The following is a 14,148-nucleotide window of genomic DNA, read 5'->3' as shown; positions in this document are numbered from 1 at the left end:
ACGTGCGCCGCCTGCTGTTCGCGGCGGCCTTCGCGATCGCCGCACTCTGCGCCTGGCTGGCACTGGAGCCCTGGCTCCGCCCTTCGGTCGTGGTGCTGCTCTTCCACCATACTCCTGACTTCGAGCCCGTCGCCGCGTGGCTGGAGCGCCACGGCCACCACAGCCTGACCTCCGCCGAGCTGCGCGCCTTCCTGCGCGGGCAGTTCCGCCCGCCGCGCGGCAGCGTGGTGCTCACCTTCGACGACGGCGACGCCACCAACCACCTCTCCGCGGCGCCGGCGCTGAAGCGCCACGGGTTCACCGGCATCTTCTTCACCCTGACCGACCGGATGGGGGACGGTCCCCCGCGGGTTTCCGGTTCGCCGCCGGCGGATTCCATCGCCGACGCCCCGCCGGATGCCGACATGTACGCGGCGCGGCACCCGGGGCGGCCAGATCCGTGGTCCATGCGCTGGAGCGAGGCGCGCCTGTTGGAGGCAGGCGGCGCGGGCGAAGTGGGCTCGCACACCGCCAGCCACCACTTCGCGTTCCGCTCGGACTCGCTGCTGGGCTTCATGCTGTCGCCCGGCTGGCGCGAGACCGACGCGCTGGGTGGCTCCGCGACCCGCGGGGCGCCGCGCTTCGAGGGCGGTCCCGCGCTGCTGGCGCCGGAGTTCCAGCCGGACAAGGGCATGGTGGAGGCGCTGGCGCGTGCGGCGGCGGGCGCGCGCGTGGGCGCGGGTGCGGCATCGGGTATGCGCGGACGAGATCGCGCCGCGGTCCCGGCCTCCCTTGTCGCGCCCCTTCCTGTTGATTCCCTGCGCGCCATCGTGCGAACATTCCGGCAGGCCGGGCGCGCGGGCGTGTACGAGACCCCCGCCGCCTACGAGACGCGGCTGACACGCGAGCTGGACGGCTCCCGCCGACGCCTCTCGGACTCGCTGGGGCGGGACGTCCGCCTGCTGGCGTGGCCCTGGGGCCGCTGGAGCCCGGAGTTGCGCGAGCGCGCCCGCCGGGCGGGCTACACGCTGATCTTCACCGTCCAGCCGCGCGCGTGCGTGCGCGGGGACGACTCGCTGGCCGTGCCGCGCGTGAGCGCCAGGCCCGACACCGCCTGGCTCCACGACGCGCTCCGGATCTTCTCGCGCCCCACGCTGGGGCGCTTCTACGGGCGGCTGCACCCGCCCGTCTACCCGAGCTGAACACCGCCGGCACGAGCCGGCCTGAAACGGGGCCAGGCATGAACACGTCCGTCTATCCCGAGAGCGTGCTGAGGATGTTCATCTTCCTCAGCGAGGTGCTCGGCGCCCGGGCCGTCACCCCCGACGGCCGCCACTGGGGGCGGGTGGACGACCTGCTCATCGTGCTCGGCGAGGTGTTCCCGCAGGTCAGCACCGTGGTGCTCAAGAGCCGCAAGGGCCGCATGCAGCTCGACTGGGCAGGGGTGCAGGGCTTCAACGGCAAGGAGCTCACGCTGCGCTCGCGCGCCGAGGACCTGGTGATCCCGTTCCGGCCGCAGCCCCACCACATCCAGCTGCGCCGCGAGATCCTGGACAAGCAGATCGTGGACACGCACGGCGCCAAGCTGGAGCGGGTGAACGACCTGCACCTGCTGGTCAGCGACCGCGAGCTGCGCGTGGTGCACGTGGACGTGGGCTTCCGCGGGCTGGTGCGCCGCCTGGGCGGCGTGAAGGCCTTCGACGCACTCACCGACTGGCTGTTCAGCTACCAGGTGGCCGACCACCTGGTGAGCTGGAAGTTCGTGCAGCCGCTGGCCAGCGACCCCAGCGTGAAGGCGCTCAAGATGAACCTGACCCAGCGCCGCCTCGCCGACATCCACCCCTCGGACCTCGCGGACATCATCGAGGAGCTGGACGTGCACCAGCGGCAGGCCATGTTCCGCTCGCTGGACGTGGAGACCGCCGCCGAGACGCTGGAGGAAGTGGACGAGAAACTCCAAGTCCAGCTGCTGGAGTCGGTGGGCGAGGAGAAGGCCGCGGACATCCTCGAGGAGATGGCCCCCGACGAGGCCGCGGACCTTCTTCAAGAATTGCCCGAGAAGGAAGCCGAGAACCTGATGCAGGACATGGAGGTGGAGAAGCGCGAGGAGCTGCAAGAGCTGCTGAGCTACGACGAGGGCTCCGCGGGCGCGCTGATGACCACCGACTACATCACGGTAAGCCCCACCGACACCTGCGCGAAGGCGCTGGAGACGGTGCGCGCCGCCGACCTGCTGTTCGAGTCCAGCGCCTACGTGTTCGTGGCCGACGCCGACGAGAAGCTGCACGGCACGGTAAGCCTGCTGGACCTGCTGCGCGCCGCGCCCGAGGCGCCGGTTTCGGAGGTCATGGAGACCCACCCGCAGGTGATCGAGCTCGACGCCCACCGCCACGAGGTGGCGGCGGCGTTCGCGAAGTACGACTTCGTGGCGCTGCCGGTGGTGGATGAGGACAAGAAGTTGAAGGGCCTGATCACGCTGAAGGATGCGGTCACGGCGGTGAGCCGGGAGTTCAGCGAGTAGGGCTTCCTGCGTTTTGAGTCGTGGGAGTATGAGTGGGTCTGCCGGCCCGCTCGTCGCGCCTTCCTGGCGCGACTTCGCTGCGGCTGCTCCCTCCTTCGCCTTCCTGGCTTCGTCGGTCGCAGACGCACCGGCAGACCTCACTCATACTCCCACGACTCAAAACGCATGCGGGGTGGTTCCGGGCAGGGCGGTCCGCATCCGCGAGTGGCATGACGTGCGCGGCGGATGGCTTAACGAGACCACACATTCCGTGGTATCCTCAGGATGTGCTGAACTCCGAAGGTCAGGCAGCGTCCGCGCGAGGGAGACCGTCGCGCCTTCAACTGTTGCGGGCAAGGTGGGGAGTGAGATCCAGATGTCAAAGCCCACGCACCTGCTGTACAAGCCAGTAGTCAGGGACGGGACGCAGATTCCCGCGGACGCCACAGTGGACGTCTACAGGGGGGGGGCGACAGCCACGCAGACCGTTCAGGTGCCGCAGAACGCGCTTGATTTCCCCATTCCGGTGGACGACATCGGTGAGATCGAAGGGGGCGACACGATTCGTGTCGGCACCACAGCGTCCACCCTCACAGTTTCGGAGCCCAGCCCCGACCGCGAGACTCTGATCGTCTCCAACGTTGGCCATCCCGCAGTCAACATCACCCTCGGCACGCGCTTGCTTCCCACCAACAACCGACCCGCGCTCTACAAGACGATGTTCAGCAATTCGGCCACGACCGTATGCGCTCCGACTACCACCGGCGTGGTGCAGACGGACCCCGCAAGTGGAGTGGCGGCGGCGACTCTTGCGCGCACCTCGGTCGACCTGCTCATTTCTGGTGTGGGCGTGACGCCTCGGATCGAAGCAGGACAGACGACTGGTCCGCTGGTGCTCAACGCCGGCCATTTCGACGGCATCCAGACAGCCTTGGATACCCTGGGACCCGCCGGTGGAACGGTGATCATTCCCGCAGGAACCTGGGAGGTGCCTTCGACGCTGAGCATTCCACCTGCATCGAACCAGAGCATTCTCGTTCGTGGAGAGGGCGTCTCGCGCACGATTCTCCACTGCTCCAATCCCAATCAGGACATCCTGAGGATCCAGGATGGTTTCGTTCGCGTGGAGGGCCTGCACCTGAAGGGGGCGGTTGCGGCCGGGTCCGGGAGAGGAATTGTCGTCAGTCCGAGCGCGGCCGGTTCGGCAATGGCGCGCGTATCCGTCACCAACTGTCGCGTCCAGGATACCGGTAGTTGGGCGCTGGATGTGAATTGTGGGGAGCCGAATGCCGTCCGTGATGTGATCGAGTGCGACTTTCAGGATTGCTCCTTCGTTCAAGCGCACCGGGATGGTGCGGTGCGACTCGCCACGGGGGGACCCACCCATTCGCTGAACCTGCTGAGCTTTGCGCGTTGCGAATTCGGGATGGCGGAAGCCTCCCCAGGAATCTATGCCCAGGGATCACTTCTTTCGGCAACGTGGGTGCAGAGCCTCTCCCTGGTAGACTGCGTATTCGAGCCAGCCGCCAACGACCAGAGCTGGGTGACGCTGAGCAACTGCGTAACAGTCCGGTTCGGTGGCTGCTTCTTCGAAGACAATCTGGGGCAGACTGTCCCTCCAACCCGGCGCGCATGGTTCATTGAAATCACATCACCGGATCTGGATCACCAGGACTCGCACGGAATCACTGTCGATACCTGCACCTTCAGACGCAACGCTGCAGACCGCTGCAACGCGATCGCTGTCACGCGCGTCGCGCGTTGTATGCTCGTCTCCAACTGCGAAATCTACAGCGATAGTTACCCGGCCCCACTCACGCCCGGAAGTGAGGATCCGGACGGGGACATTCATGTCTCTGCGCCGGGGTCTGAGCTGACCGTGCTGGGATCGTGGCACGCCACCCGCAGCCAGGGATTCCGGGATGTAAAGGTGGTGGACGAATCCCGGCGTGCCGGCGCGATCTTCGGCAACCGCATTCGCCTCCCGCTCGTGACTTCGCAAGACATAACCACGCAAGTTCTTGATCCTCAAGACGGTGACATGGCCTTCGACATCGACGCCGAACGCGTCAAGATCTGGTACGCAAATGCGTGGCACGAGCTACAGAGTCTGTAATTGGCGATGGAGATGGACCCATGAAGACCAGGAATCTCCTTGCGGTGTGCACTACGTTGTGTGCGCTGGTCCTCTGGCTGGGTGAGTATGGCCTCGCGCTTGCGCAGCCTCCCTATGTCCTATCGTGGGGAGGGCACGGCGGCGCGCCTGGCCAGTTCTCGGGACTTCACTACATTGCCGTGGACGGGACCGGCCATGTTTACACAGGTGAGTGGTACAACCTCCGGATCCAGGAGTTCGAATCGCGTGGTACCGCGGTGAGAGTCTGGGCGCCCGGAGGCGGAGATATTTCAATCAACAGTTCAATTGGAAGACTGTACTCGAACTATGGCGACGCGATCTTGGTGTACGACCTGCAGGGACATCCTGTAGGCGGGTGGGGCTCCACTGGCAGCGGACCGGGACAATTCAAGAATCCACAGGGGGTGGCCGTCGGGCCGAATGGGAACGTGTACGTGCTGGATTCTGGCAATGCCCGCATCCAGTACTTCACCTCCGACGGCGGCTACCTGGGGCGCAGTCCGGAGGCCATTCCACCATTTGTAGCGTGCTCACCAGGCGTCGTTACGGGTCTCTCAACGAGCATTGCCGTTGACGACAGCGGAAACGTATTTGTCGCCCAGTACAGTCCAGCATTCTCACATTGTGATCGGATCGACAAGTTCACGCCAGACTGCACGTTCATAAAGGAGTGGTACGTCAACGATGTCAGGGGTATGGCCACTGATCACAGCGGACATTTGTATCTTGCCCGATCAGGTTCCGGATACTCTGCTGTTGACAGATACACGACTCAGGGAACCTACGAGTGGTCAGTCGGATCGTTAGGGAGCGGCCCCGGGCAGTTCGATGCCTACGATGTTGCTGTGGATGGGTTTGGAAACATCTTCGTGGCTGACTTCGGCGGAGATCACGTGGTCGTTTACGGAACTCTTGCGACGCCGACACCGGAGACGACATGGGGAGCGCTGAGGAGGCGCTATCGGTAAGGAATGGCCGGGGACCATCTCTTCCCCTGCGGTTCGTGCTCAATCGAGGTGCAAATTGGGGAAGGGCGGTCCGGCATCGGCCTAGGGCCCGCCCCCCAACATCACTGGTTCCACCTCCAGCTTCACCCCGAAGTTCCTCTCCACGCCGTCGCGCACTTCCCGCGCCAGGTCCAGGATCTCCGTGGCCGTGGCTCCCCCGCGGTTGACCAGGGCCAGGGTGTGTTTGCTGGAAATGCCCGCGCGGCCGCGAGCATGGCCACGCTGGAAGCCGGCTCGCTCGATGAGCCAGGCGGCGGGGACTTTCACGAGTGCGGGGGAGGACGGAGCGGAAGTGGAAGTTGTCGTCGAGGTGGAATCCTTGCCAATGGCAGCAAACGCGCCGGCTGCCGCCGCGCCTGCCGGGAAGCGCGGCGCGTCGGCTCCGGCAGCCTCGCAAATCTGCGCGTACTGCGCCTCGCTCACCACCGGGTTCTTGAAGAACGACCCCGCGCTGCGGCAGTCGGGATCTCCCGGCACCAGCAGCATCGCCTTGCGCGCGCGGATCTCGCGCACGGCGTTGCGCACTTCGGCAAGCGAAGGGAGCGCGGCCGCGGCGCCGGTGCGCGCGGCGAAGTACTCCTTCACGTCCCTGTAGTTCAGGGCGGGCGCGGCCCCGTGCGGCAGGGTGAAGGTGACGCGCAGGACGATGAAGCGGTCACGCTCGACAGTGTTGAACACACTGGCGCGGTAGCCGAAGGCGCACTCGGTGCGGGTCATCTCACGCGTCTCGCCGCTGCGCCGGTCCAGCACGCGCACGCTCTGGATGGCCGAGGAGACTTCCTGCCCGTAGGCGCCCACGTTCTGCACCGGCGTGCCGCCCACGGTGCCGGGGATGCCGCTCAAGCACTCCAGGCCGGCCAGGCCGCCGGCGACGCACACGCCGACGAACCTGTCCCAGTCCTCGCCCGCGCCCACTTCCAGGATCTCCACCGGGCCCTGTGACGTGGTGCGCACGCCGCGCAGGCCCATGTGCAGCACCACGCCGGGGAATCCCTCGTCGGCCACCAGCAGGTTGCTGCCGCCGCCGAGAACGAACAGCGGGAGGGAGCGCGCCGCGGCGAATGCCAGCGCCTCGCGCACCTCGCCCTCGGAGCCGGCGTCGGCGAACCAGCGCGCGGGGCCGCCCACGCCCAGCGTGGTGAATCCGGCGAGTGAGACGTTCTCGCGGAAGTCCATGGCGGGAAGATAGCATGGGGCCGGTCCGAGGGTGGTCGTGGTCCATCTGGTAGTGGTCCATCTTGCGCGGCCGCCGCGCGATGCGGCACAATCCGCCTGGCCGCCGATATCCTCGACCATCGAGCACTTCCCATCCCGCAACCGGAGGCCCCACATGTCCCGCGTCATCCACTTCGAGATCCACGCCGAGAACCCCGAGCGCGCCATCAAGTTCTACACCGCCGTCTTCGGGTGGGAATTCACCGGGTGGGCGGGACCGCAACCGTACTGGCTCGTGAAGACCGGGCCCGACGGCGCGCCCGGGATCAACGGCGGCATGATGAAGCGCATGGGAGCCGGCCCGGCGGAGGGCCAGGCGGTGAACGCCTACGTGTGCACGGTGGGGGTGGACTCGGTGGAGGAGGCGGAGCGCAAGGTCATGGCTGCGGGTGGGACCATGGCGCTGCCGCGCATGGCGATTCCCGGCGTGGGCTGGCTGTTCTACGCCAAGGACACGGAAGGCAACATCTTCGGCGTGATGCAGGCGGACACGAACGCCCGGTAGGGGGCGCCGCGCGTTCCGCGGCGCCCCGACCGTGCGGGCAGGCAGGTGGGGAGGCCAGGAATCCCTGACCCACCTGCCTGCCTGCCGCCCGTGTTTCGCCGCCCACGCCGCCCACGCCCTTGCACCACCTCCCGAAAGTGCTAGAGTCTTTCGAGGGCGCGCCACGCGCCCACGGGGACGCGGTGGGGTTGCCATCCGGGCCGAGAGGCCATCTTCCCTGCGATCTGCTTCGTTTCCATAGAGTTCCGGGCACTGGTGGCCCGTGGTTTCCTCAAGGGAAAGGCGAATGCCATGACGCAGAACAAGAAACTGGAGGCGTGGGTCAAGGAAGTGGCGGCGTTGTGCCAGCCAGAGAAGGTCGTGTGGTGCGACGGATCGCCGGCGGAGTACCAGAACATGCTCAGGCTGCTGGTCCAGGCCGGCACCGCGATGTGGCTGGACGAAAAGAAGCGCCCCAACAGCATCTACGTCCGCTCCAACCCCGCCGACGTGGCCCGGGTGGAGGAGTTCACTTTCATCTGTTCGGCCAACAAGGACGACGCCGGCCCCACCAACAACTGGCGCGACCCGGCCGAGATGAAGAAGACGCTGAGCGAGCTCTTCACCGGCGCCATGAAGGGCCGCACCATGTACGTGATCCCCTACAGCATGGGCCCGGTGGGCTCGCCCATCGCCAAGATCGGGATCGAGATCACCGACTCCGCCTACGTGGTGGCCAACATGCACACCATGGCCCGCGTGGGGACGAAGGTGATCGAGGTGCTGGGCACGGACGGTGAATTCGTGCGCGGCCTGCACTCGGTGGGCTCGCCGCTCGCCGAGAACGCCCCCGATTCGCCCTGGCCGTGCAACGACAAGACCAAGTACATCTGCCACTTCCCCGAGACGCGCGAGATCTGGTCGTACGGCTCCGGCTACGGCGGCAACGCGCTGCTGGGCAAGAAGTGCCACGCGCTGCGCATCGCCTCGGTGCAGGCGCGCGACGAGGGCTGGCTGGCCGAGCACATGCTGATCCTCGGCCTCACCAACCCCGAGGGGAAGAAAATCTACGTCGCGGCGGCGTTCCCGTCGGCCTGCGGCAAGACCAACCTGGCGATGCTCAACCCCACGATTCCCGGCTGGACCATCGAGACCGTGGGCGACGACATCGCGTGGATGAAGTTCGGCCCGGACGGCCGGCTGTACGCCATCAACCCCGAGGCGGGCTTCTTCGGCGTGGCCCCCGGCACCAGCATGAAGAGCAACCCCAACGCCATGCTGACCGCCGCGAAGAACTCCATCTTCACCAACGTCGCGGTCACGCCCGACGGCGACATCTGGTGGGAGGAGATGACCGACACGCCGCCGGCGGAGCTGACCGACTGGCTGCGCCGCCCGTGGACGCCCACGTGCGGCCGCAAGGCGAGCCACCCGAACGCACGCTTCACCACGCCGGCGAAGCAGTGCCCGGTGATCTCGAAGGACTGGGAGAACCCGGCCGGCGTGCCCATCTCTGCGATCCTCTTCGGCGGCCGCCGCGGCACCGTGGTGCCTCTGGTCAACGAGGCGCTGAGCTGGCAGCACGGCACGTTCATGGGCTCGATCATGAGCTCGGAGACCACCGCCGCCGCGACCGGCAAGGTGGGCGCGCTGCGCTACGACCCGTTCGCCATGCTGCCGTTCTGCGGCTACCACATGGGCGATTACTTCGGCCACTGGCTCAAGGTCGGCGCGAAGGCCGACGCGGCGAAGCTGCCGAAGCTCTACTACGTGAACTGGTTCCGCAAGGGCGCGGACGGCAAGTTCCTGTGGCCGGGCTACGGCGAGAACAGCCGGGTGCTCAAGTGGGTGTTCGAGCGCGTCACCGGCACCGGCAAGGCCGTGGAGACGCCGATCGGCCGCCTGCCCGCCCCGGGCTCGATGGACGTGAGCGGACTCAACGTGTCGCCGGGCGCGATGGAAGAGGTCCTGAAGGTGGACGTCGAAGCCTGGACCAACGAGCTGCCGCTGATGCGCGAGCACCTGGCGAAGTTCGGGAACAAGCTGCCGCAGGGCATCAAGGAAGAGGTGGACGCCCTCGAGAAGCGCCTGCAGGGCGCGAAGGTGGGCGCCGCCAAGTAGGAGCAGGCCGGCGGGCACCGGGAAACCGGCGTTTCGCGCGGAATGCGGCGATGTGGGCCCGGGTGCGCAAGCACCCGGGCTCGATCGTTTTTTGTGCCGCGAGCCGGCCGGCGTGTAGGATGAGTGCGACTTTTCCGGCCCCCCAAGGTGTCTCAGGGGGCGAGGGCCGAGCTCGAACCCCCACCCGAACGCGAACGGGAAGCACACGTGGAACCACGCGACTGGCGCCGCCTGATCGAACTCCTGGGGCCGATCCACCGGCAGGCCGCGCTCACCGCGCGCCGGCTGAGCCGGTCGGTGGCCGACGGGGATGATCTGCTGCAGGAAGCGGTGCTGCGCGCATACGAGAAGCTGCCCGGCCTGAGGGACGCCACGCGGTTTCGTCCCTGGTTCTACGCGATCCTGGTCACGGTCCACCGGAACCGAGCCCGGCGGGACTTCTGGAAACGCTTCGTCTCCCTGGACGGCGACGGGCCCGGCGCCGGCACGGACCCGGCCGGGGAGAACGGGGTGGACCGGGAGCACCGGCGGGCCGCGGCCCGGCGCGTGGCCGACGCGCTGGCACGGCTTCCCGCCGCGCAGCGGGAAGCGGTGGTCCTGTTCGAACTGGAGGGCTTCTCGATCGGGGAGATCTCCGAGGTCCAGGGCGCCAGCGTGGCGGCGGTGAAGTCCCGGCTGGCGCGGGGGCGTGAACGGCTGCGCCGGCATTACGAACGGCTGGGCTACCGGGTGCGTCCGGGTGGAATCGTGCTGCGGCCCGAAGGGGAGACATCATGAGCCCGAATGAAAAGGCAGGCCCGGCGCGCGGGGGAGAGGCGACACGCGCCTCCGAGCGCCTGGCGGCGGATCTCGAGTCGCTGGCGCGGGTCACCGCGGAGCGGCCGGACGACATCGAAACGACCACGCGACTGCTGCGCGAGCGCAGCCGCCGCGACATCGAAGGAGGAGTGCCCGTGAAACTCTGGAATTCCCTGAACTCCGGCCGCGGGTGGGCCGTCGCCGCGGCCGCGGCGGTGGCGCTGGCGCTGCTGTTCGTGCCCATCCGCTACACGCGCACCACCGGTTGCGACGTGGATCTGAAGCTGGCCGGGGCGAGCCAGGCCGGCACGCCGTTCGCCGACATCGCCCGGCAGATGAAGGGCCTGCTGGGCGCGGAGACGGTCACGCTGTCCATGAGCACGCGCGGCGACGGGGCCGGCGGGGCCGTGCTCTCCGCGCACGTGAAGGGCGGCTCGGCGGCATCGGTGAGAACCGCCGCCGAGGGCTTCGCGCGCGCGCTCACCGCGAAGGGCGTGACGGCGACGGCGGAGGTGCGGCCGGTGCGCGAGCCCGCGTTGGGCAGCGTGTGCGCCATGGCGGCCGATCGCATCCGCGAGATCCGGGTGCAGGGCAAGGGCAAGACCACCGCGGAGATCGAACAGGAAATCACCCGGCGCCTGGCGGAGGTGGGCTTCACCAATCCGAGCGTACAGGTGACCCGCGAGGGGGAGCGCACCCGGATCGAGGTCAAGATCGAGACCAAGGGGGCTCCGAAATCCGCTGGCGGTGCGCGCGTCACGGTGGACGACAAGCAAGGGAAGTAGGGCGGACCCGCGGCAGGTGGGGTGGGCCCGCCGCGACCGCGTTCTCCATCTCGTGCAGGAGGCCCTGTGCCGGCCCGGGCGGTCCCCCGCCCGGGCCGTGCTTTCGTACGCGATCCCCGGCAACCCGGATCCCCGCCCGGGCATCCAATGCTGTGACCCCTTCCGCCCGGCCGTCGGCGCTTGCCCGGCGGGCGGGCGGATGGTAAAGTAGCCAGAAATCTCCCCGAACCTGGGCCCGGAACCCAAACCAGGCCGCCAGGAACAACGAAAACGCAGATCGCGCAACGAGTTATGAAACCTGACGGGAGGAGATCCAAGATGAAGAAGATCCTCGGCCTGACCCTCGCGCTGGCCCTGTGTATCGCCGGCGTCGCCCTCGCCTGCGACCAGGCCGCCAAGAGCGCGGCCGCCGGTTCCTGCTCCAAGGACATGAAGGCCTCCGCGGCCTCCACCGGTGCCTGCCCGCACGCCAAGGGCATGAAGGCCACCGCCGCCTCCGCCGAAGGTTGTGCCTCGGCCCACGGCGCCGCGGCCGCGTCCGCCGAAGGCTGCGCGGGCATGAAGTCCGCCGCCATGAAGGGCGACGCCTCCTGCGCCGCCAAGGGTAGCAAGGCCAGCGCCACCAACGCCGATGCCTCCTGCGCCAAGGGCATGAAGGCCACTGCCGCCAGCGCCGGGGGTTCGTGCTGCGCCAAGGGCGCGAAGAACACCTCCGCCGCAGCCTGCGCGAAGATGCAGCACTCCTCGTTCTCGGTCGCGGGCCTGACCGACGAGGCCGCCGCAGCGAAGGTCAGCTCGCTGCTCGCGGGCATGGACGCGGTGAAGATGAGCCACTGCGACGCCAAGGCCGGCACCGCCACGGTGTGCTGGAACGGCGACAAGAACTGCGACGTCGTTTCGAAGAAGCTGACCGAGGCCGGCTTCAAGACCGCCGTGCTGAAGGCGGACGCGGACTGCCCGTCCAGCGCCGAGTGCCCGATGCCGTGCAAGAAGGGCGACAAGGCCAGCAAGGCCAGCTAGTATCCCCATCGGTTCAGGCTGAAGGGCAGGGCCCGGGCCCTGCCCTTTTGCGTGTCCGGCGCGCAGCGTCGGCGATCTGGAATATCCAAGCTTGCCAGGAGGAGGAACGCGCATGACCGCTCCGCGGAAATGCTGGGAATGTGGGGCCGCCATCCCCGAGGGCGCCGGAACCTGTCCGGACTGCGGGCTGCCGGTGCAGGAGGGCGCGAAGGCCGGGGCGGCCAGGCCCGAGGCGCCCGCGCCGGCCCCGAAGCCGGCGCCCGTGCGCCGTCCGGCCGTCGCGGGTACCGCCGCGGGCAATTCGCGCTCGCTGCAGGTGGGGCTCATCGGTGTGGTCATCGGCGCGGCCCTGGGCGCGGGCGGCATGTACATGGTGCATTCCATGCAGCCCGCCCAGAACGCGCAGCAGACGGCCGAGGACAACGGCCGGATGCCGGCCGACATGCCGCCGGGCTCGGGCCAGGCGCCGGCGCTGCCCGAGGACATGAACGCCAAGATCGCCATGCTCAAGGAGGCCGTGGACAAGACCCCCGACAACTTCACCCACATCGTGGGGCTGGCGAACATGATGTACGACGCGGGCAAGTTCAAGGAGGCCATCCCCTATTACGAGAAGGGCCTCAAGCTGCAGCCCGACAACCTGGACGTGCGCGTGGACCTGGCCACGTCCAAGTTCCAGGTCGGGGACGGCCACACCGCGCTGGACGAACTGGACAAGGTCCTGGCGAAGGACCCGCACCACGCCAACGCGATGTATAACCGCGGCGTGATCGAGAAGTCGCTGGGCAACCAGGAGGAGGCGGACAAGGCCTGGCGGGACTACGTGGAGCACCACCCGGAGGGCCCCAAGGCCGCCAAGATCAAGGCCGACCTGGCCTCCGGCGCCACCAAGTCCAGGGACTACCGGCCCTGATCGGGGCCGCGAGGGGCATGACGCGGTGAATGCGAAGGTCCGGCTCATCGGCATGCAGATCGACCTGGGCGCCGGGCGCCGCGGGGTGGACATGGGCCCCTCGGCGCTGCGCCTGGCAGACCTGGACCGGCGTCTCGCCGAGATCGGCGTGGACGTGGACGACTCGGGCGACCTGTCCGCGGTGATCCCCGAGGCCGCCGACAGCGGCGACGCGCGCCTGCGTTATCTCGGCCCGATCGCCGACGCCTGCGCCCGGCTGGCGGAGCGCGTGAAGGGCTCGCTCTCCGGGGGCCGGCTGCCGCTCACGCTGGGCGGAGACCACTCGCTGGCCATCGGCTCGCTCGCCGGATCCGCAGCCCACCACCGCGGCCAGGGCGCGGAGCTGGGGCTGGTCTGGATGGACGCCCACGCCGACTTCAACACCTGCCACACCACCCCCTCGGGCAACATCCACGGCATGGCGCTGGCAGTGTGCTGCGGCATGGGAGATCCAGCGCTGACCGGGCTGCTGGGCTTCGCCCCGAAGGTGCACCCCGAGCGGTGCGTGCTGATCGGCGCCCGCGACCTCGACCCTGGCGAGCGGGATAATCTGCGCGCCGCGGGGGTGACCGTCTTCACCATGCGCGAGGTGGACGAGCAGGGCATGCACCGGGTGGTGGACCGGGCCCTGGAGGTGGCCGGCAGGGGGGCGGCGGGCGTGCATGTGAGCTTCGACATGGACGTGCTGGACCCGCACGAGGCGCCCGGCACCGGCACGCCGGTCCGTGGCGGGATCTCCTACCGCGAGGCGCACCTGGCGATGGAAGTGATCGCCGATTCCGGCCTGATGCGGGCGCTGGACCTGGTCGAGATCAACCCGGTGCTGGACGATCGCAACAAGACCGCCTCGCTGGGGGTGGAGCTTATCTGCTCCGCGCTGGGGAAGAAGATACTATAGATACTATCCTCGTAACTACTTGTCTTGCAACGATAGGACCCGTGATTTCACCCTCCTCAAGCCTCCAGATGGCAGCTTTGTTTCTTGACAATATGGGCTCGAGAATGCTACTTTCGAACCCGGTATACCAAAGGCTACCTTGCACCGACCCGCGGGTTGCCCCAAGTAGCCGAACGCCCGAGTCTGCCGGGTCATTCCCGTCAGGCCCACGGGCTGCCGATGTGCCCGACGGCGAAGCGCCGGAAGGCCTGC

12 protein-coding genes are annotated in these 14,148 nt (G+C 68.1%); 11 read left to right on the top strand and 1 reads right to left on the bottom strand.

Translation table 11 applies throughout. The features are described from left to right. Positions 1 to 2 precede the first annotated feature (2 nt). The 4 genes from HZB25_02310 (at position 3) to HZB25_02295 (ending at position 5,584) form a co-directional block, all read left to right on the top strand. Positions 3 to 1,181: a polysaccharide deacetylase family protein gene (locus HZB25_02310; GenBank protein ID MBI5836055.1), complete on the top strand. Its 1,179-nt coding sequence runs from the start codon at positions 3 to 5 to the stop codon at positions 1,179 to 1,181. Between the two features lie 38 nt (positions 1,182 to 1,219). Continuing rightward, the gene (locus HZB25_02305) at positions 1,220 to 2,500 is read left to right on the top strand and encodes a magnesium transporter (GenBank protein MBI5836054.1); all 1,281 of its coding nucleotides are present in this window, start codon (positions 1,220 to 1,222) and stop codon (positions 2,498 to 2,500) included. A gap of 355 nt (positions 2,501 to 2,855) precedes the next feature. Then, on the top strand, positions 2,856 to 4,595 hold the full coding sequence (locus HZB25_02300; GenBank protein MBI5836053.1) for a hypothetical protein: 1,740 nt from the start codon (positions 2,856 to 2,858) through the stop codon (positions 4,593 to 4,595). A 20-nt stretch (positions 4,596 to 4,615) separates the two neighbouring features. Continuing rightward, positions 4,616 to 5,584: a hypothetical protein gene (locus HZB25_02295; GenBank protein ID MBI5836052.1), complete on the top strand. Its 969-nt coding sequence runs from the start codon at positions 4,616 to 4,618 to the stop codon at positions 5,582 to 5,584. Positions 5,585 to 5,665: 81 nt separating this feature from the next. Here the strand turns inward: HZB25_02295 and HZB25_02290 are convergent, their stop codons facing one another. Continuing rightward, positions 5,666 to 6,799: a UDP-N-acetylmuramate dehydrogenase gene (locus HZB25_02290; protein MBI5836051.1), complete on the bottom strand. Its 1,134-nt coding sequence runs from the start codon at positions 6,797 to 6,799 to the stop codon at positions 5,666 to 5,668. A 154-nt stretch (positions 6,800 to 6,953) separates the two neighbouring features. On the opposite strand from HZB25_02290, the gene HZB25_02285 reads away from it, so the two are divergent. The 7 genes from HZB25_02285 (at position 6,954) to rocF (ending at position 13,896) form a co-directional block, all read left to right on the top strand. Further along, on the top strand, positions 6,954 to 7,343 hold the full coding sequence (locus HZB25_02285; protein ID MBI5836050.1) for a VOC family protein: 390 nt from the start codon (positions 6,954 to 6,956) through the stop codon (positions 7,341 to 7,343). Positions 7,344 to 7,634: 291 nt separating this feature from the next. Continuing rightward, positions 7,635 to 9,443, top strand: coding sequence for a phosphoenolpyruvate carboxykinase (GTP) (locus tag HZB25_02280; GenBank protein ID MBI5836049.1), 1,809 nt, complete (start codon positions 7,635 to 7,637; stop codon positions 9,441 to 9,443). 207 nt (positions 9,444 to 9,650) lie between these two features. Further along, positions 9,651 to 10,220 (top strand): RNA polymerase sigma factor, encoded by a 570-nt coding sequence (locus tag HZB25_02275; protein ID MBI5836048.1) that lies wholly within the window; start codon positions 9,651 to 9,653, stop codon positions 10,218 to 10,220. Then, positions 10,217 to 11,026, top strand: a complete 810-nt coding sequence (locus HZB25_02270) for a hypothetical protein (protein MBI5836047.1) — start codon at positions 10,217 to 10,219, stop codon at positions 11,024 to 11,026. The genes HZB25_02275 and HZB25_02270 overlap by 4 nt, the downstream gene beginning before the upstream one ends. Before the next feature lie 318 nt (positions 11,027 to 11,344). Continuing rightward, the gene (locus HZB25_02265) at positions 11,345 to 12,046 is read left to right on the top strand and encodes a hypothetical protein (protein MBI5836046.1); all 702 of its coding nucleotides are present in this window, start codon (positions 11,345 to 11,347) and stop codon (positions 12,044 to 12,046) included. A 112-nt stretch (positions 12,047 to 12,158) separates the two neighbouring features. Beyond that, positions 12,159 to 12,959 carry a tetratricopeptide repeat protein gene (locus HZB25_02260; protein ID MBI5836045.1) on the top strand — a complete coding sequence of 267 codons (801 nt, stop codon included), beginning with the start codon at positions 12,159 to 12,161 and terminating at the stop codon, positions 12,957 to 12,959. A gap of 52 nt (positions 12,960 to 13,011) precedes the next feature. Beyond that, positions 13,012 to 13,896 (top strand): arginase, encoded by an 885-nt coding sequence (rocF, locus tag HZB25_02255; protein ID MBI5836044.1) that lies wholly within the window; start codon positions 13,012 to 13,014, stop codon positions 13,894 to 13,896. The last annotated feature ends 252 nt before the right edge of the window (positions 13,897 to 14,148 follow it).

This window comes from Candidatus Eisenbacteria bacterium (assembly GCA_016235265.1).
GTDB lineage: Bacteria > Eisenbacteria > RBG-16-71-46 > RBG-16-71-46 > JACRLI01 > JACRLI01.
This window is presented reverse-complemented; position numbering and strand designations above follow the sequence as displayed.

Excerpts from the sequence above, each read along its gene's own strand:
- HZB25_02305 (MBI5836054.1), top strand. The coding sequence starts at position 1,220 with ATGAACACGTCCGTCTATCCCGAGAGCGTGCTGAGGATGTTCATCTTC.
- HZB25_02300 (MBI5836053.1), top strand. The coding sequence starts at position 2,856 with ATGTCAAAGCCCACGCACCTGCTGTACAAGCCAGTAGTCAGGGACGGG.
- HZB25_02295 (MBI5836052.1), top strand. The coding sequence starts at position 4,616 with ATGAAGACCAGGAATCTCCTTGCGGTGTGCACTACGTTGTGTGCGCTG.
- HZB25_02290 (MBI5836051.1), bottom strand. The coding sequence starts at position 6,799 with ATGGACTTCCGCGAGAACGTCTCACTCGCCGGATTCACCACGCTGGGC.
- HZB25_02285 (MBI5836050.1), top strand. The coding sequence starts at position 6,954 with ATGTCCCGCGTCATCCACTTCGAGATCCACGCCGAGAACCCCGAGCGC.
- HZB25_02280 (MBI5836049.1), top strand. The coding sequence starts at position 7,635 with ATGACGCAGAACAAGAAACTGGAGGCGTGGGTCAAGGAAGTGGCGGCG.
- HZB25_02270 (MBI5836047.1), top strand. The coding sequence starts at position 10,217 with ATGAGCCCGAATGAAAAGGCAGGCCCGGCGCGCGGGGGAGAGGCGACA.
- HZB25_02265 (MBI5836046.1), top strand. The coding sequence starts at position 11,345 with ATGAAGAAGATCCTCGGCCTGACCCTCGCGCTGGCCCTGTGTATCGCC.
- HZB25_02260 (MBI5836045.1), top strand. The coding sequence starts at position 12,159 with ATGACCGCTCCGCGGAAATGCTGGGAATGTGGGGCCGCCATCCCCGAG.
- rocF (MBI5836044.1), top strand. The coding sequence starts at position 13,012 with ATGCAGATCGACCTGGGCGCCGGGCGCCGCGGGGTGGACATGGGCCCC.